Raw genomic sequence first — 2,706 nt, 5'->3', positions numbered from 1 at the left:
TTCTCAAGAGCACCCTCTACAATTTTACTTTGAAAATCAGTAGTTTTATCTATAGCCCAAACTGCAAAACTGGATCCAACAATTATGATAGTTCCAGCCAGAAACGTAACAGGAATAGAGGCTACAGCCAGAACCACAAGGATACCTCCTGCCAAAGCAGTCGAACTAAGAACACCAACCAATAATTTAGCCTCATCAACCCCCAATTTATTTAAAGTGTATTCATCATTTAAAACATATTGCAGAACATTAATTGCTGAACCGACTAATACTTCCATAGGGGCAGTAACTTTGACATAACGAGCCATCCCTTTCACGGAATCTAAAGCCCCTAAACCAAGCTTAACCACTTGAGGGTTAGACGCTTTGAAACGATTACCCGCTAACAATGTTTTCATGTGTTGCTTGTAACCTTTCAATATTAGGTAATCGACGCCGTTATGTGTTTTAACGTAAGCAGTCACCCCCAACCCACCTAATTTTTTAGCGGTATCGAATGCATCGTAAGTACCTTTCACAGCACCGCCGATATTTTGAGTTTTATCGAGCGCATCAAAAAACTCTTTCCATTCTTCTGGCGCGAGCACTGTCGTTTCTATGACATCTTGCGTATATCGAATATGAATCTCTTTCTCTCCCTCTTTAGCGAGGAAGTTGTAAGGAGGCCAATACATATTATCAGGATTAACACTAACGGTTGACGCTGCTTTTCTCTCTTGAAGCTGTTGCCATTCCTTTTCTCGTTCTTGAAGCCGCTCTCTACGCTGTCTTTCCACTTTTTCTCTGGGGGTTTCTTTGGTGACGACGGACGCCTTCACCTCGTTGTTTGCGGGCATCAGCGAGCCGGTGGGCGCAAATTTTTAGCCGTCGCGCGTGCTAATGCCGCCTTTGACGCCGCCGATTGCCTAGCCATCTCACAACTCGTACAACGACACACTAATGGTTGGGATGCATCAATGGACATCGATGAGGTTTAGAAGGGTCAAAGATATTGGGTAAGCTCATATCACTCTCCACGCAATCGAAATGAATATGCGCATCGTACCATGGCGTTTTTTCCTAAATCATTGAACTTATCACTCTAGCGGCGATCAGATCATCAAAGCCTAGAAACAAGTCACAGATGATGAGCAAAGCCAAGTACAAAATCAACAATGCCCTTGAAAGGTTATATTCTTCCCATCGCCTCGCGATGTGCCGAACTGTTCGCTGCTGCTATCAATGCTGGATGGATTGCTATCCAAGATCCAATAGAGAATGAGGACTTACTCCATTACTATCACCAAAGACACTGTCTGGCCGCCTTGCTGGCCCAGCGAAAGCATAATTGTTATCGCTTTCTGCCTACGCGCTCACTTAGCACCACGTATTATAAATTTTGATCGCTGACCACCCATTATCACCAGAACACCGTAGCAGATCGCCAAATCCTGCTCAGATCAGTTAAACTGCCTGTATTCCCGACAGTTAGTGACAAGGCGTCCTATGTTTAACGGCAAATCCATTCTGATCACCGGCGGTACTGGTTCTTTTGGTAAAAAGTACGTCCGCACTCTGCTTGAACGCTATCAACCACGTCGCCTCGTGGTGCTCTCTCGCGATGAGCTCAAGCAATATGAAATGCAGCAAACCTTTAACGCCCCTTGCATGCGCTATTTTATCGGCGATATGCGTGATGGCGATCGTTTAATGCAAGCGATGCAAGGCATTGACTATGTGATTCATGCCGCGGCACTCAAGCAGGTACCTGCCGCCGAATATAACCCGATGGAATGTATCAAGACCAACATTCACGGCGCAGAGAATGTGATTCGCGCTGCGATTGCCAACGGGGTGGAAAAGGTGATTGCGCTCTCGACCGATAAGGCCGCCAGCCCCAATAATCTCTATGGCGCCACCAAACTGTGTTCAGATAAATTGTTTGTCGCCGCTAACAATATGACCGGGGGCCAAAAGACACGTTTTTCGGTGGTGCGCTATGGCAATGTGGTCGGCTCGCGCGGCTCTGTGGTGCCTTTGTTTAAGAAAAAGGCAGCGGAAGGCGCGGATCATTTGCCCATTACTCATCCTGAAATGACCCGCTTTTGGATTACCTTGCAGCAAGGGGTGGATTTTGTGCTGAAAAACTTTTCGCGCATGTATGGCGGGGAAATATTTGTTCCTAAGATCCCATCGGTTCGCCTGACGGATCTGGCCAGCGCCTATGCCCCGAACACGCCCGTCAAGGTGATAGGTATTCGTCCCGGTGAGAAAATGCATGAAGTGATGTGTCCGGCTGACGATGCGCATCTGACGCTCGAATTTGCCGATCATTACGTGATTTGCCCCACCATTAAGTTCTACGATGCCGATGATGACTATCGAGAAAATGCGTTGGGCGAAAAAGGACAGCCCGTGCCAGAAGGCTTTGAGTATCAATCAGGCACTAACCCAGATGTGTTAACCGTCGAAGCCATTTTGCAACTCGACACCGAGCAGTAAAGGAGTATGGCGTTGATCCCATACGGAAAGCAGCATCTTAGTGAGCAAGACTATGCCGCTGTGCTTGAGGTGCTAAAAAGTGATTATCTGACCCAAGGCCCGCAAGTTCCGGCTTTTGAAGCCGCCGTCGCCGAACTCACCGGGGCTGCGCATGCGGTCGCTGTTAATAGCGCGACATCTGCTCTGCATCTCGCTTGTCTGGCGCTAGGGTTAGGCCAGACGATC

Annotated in this window: 2 protein-coding genes and 1 pseudogene; 2 read left to right on the top strand and 1 reads right to left on the bottom strand. The window is 47.7% G+C overall.

Translation table 11 applies throughout. From position 1 onward, the window contains the following. Window positions 1-836, bottom strand: a pseudogene (locus tag DZ54_RS0116690) (hypothetical protein); the annotation flags it as partial. Between the two features lie 649 nt (window positions 837-1,485). Between DZ54_RS0116690 and pseB the strand changes: the two are divergent. Continuing rightward, window positions 1,486-2,481 (top strand): UDP-N-acetylglucosamine 4,6-dehydratase (inverting), encoded by a 996-nt coding sequence (gene pseB, locus DZ54_RS0116685; RefSeq protein WP_025675331.1) that lies wholly within the window; start codon window positions 1,486-1,488, stop codon window positions 2,479-2,481. Between the two features lie 6 nt (window positions 2,482-2,487). Beyond that, a partial coding sequence (locus DZ54_RS22860; RefSeq protein WP_037355113.1) for a DegT/DnrJ/EryC1/StrS family aminotransferase occupies window positions 2,488-2,706 on the top strand: 219 nt, incomplete at its 3' end.

Source organism: Salinivibrio socompensis S35, from assembly GCF_000513715.1.
GTDB classification, from domain to species: Bacteria; Pseudomonadota; Gammaproteobacteria; order Enterobacterales; family Vibrionaceae; genus Salinivibrio; species Salinivibrio socompensis.
The sequence above is the reverse complement of the archived record's forward strand: the minus strand, read 5'-3'. Positions and strand labels throughout refer to the sequence as shown.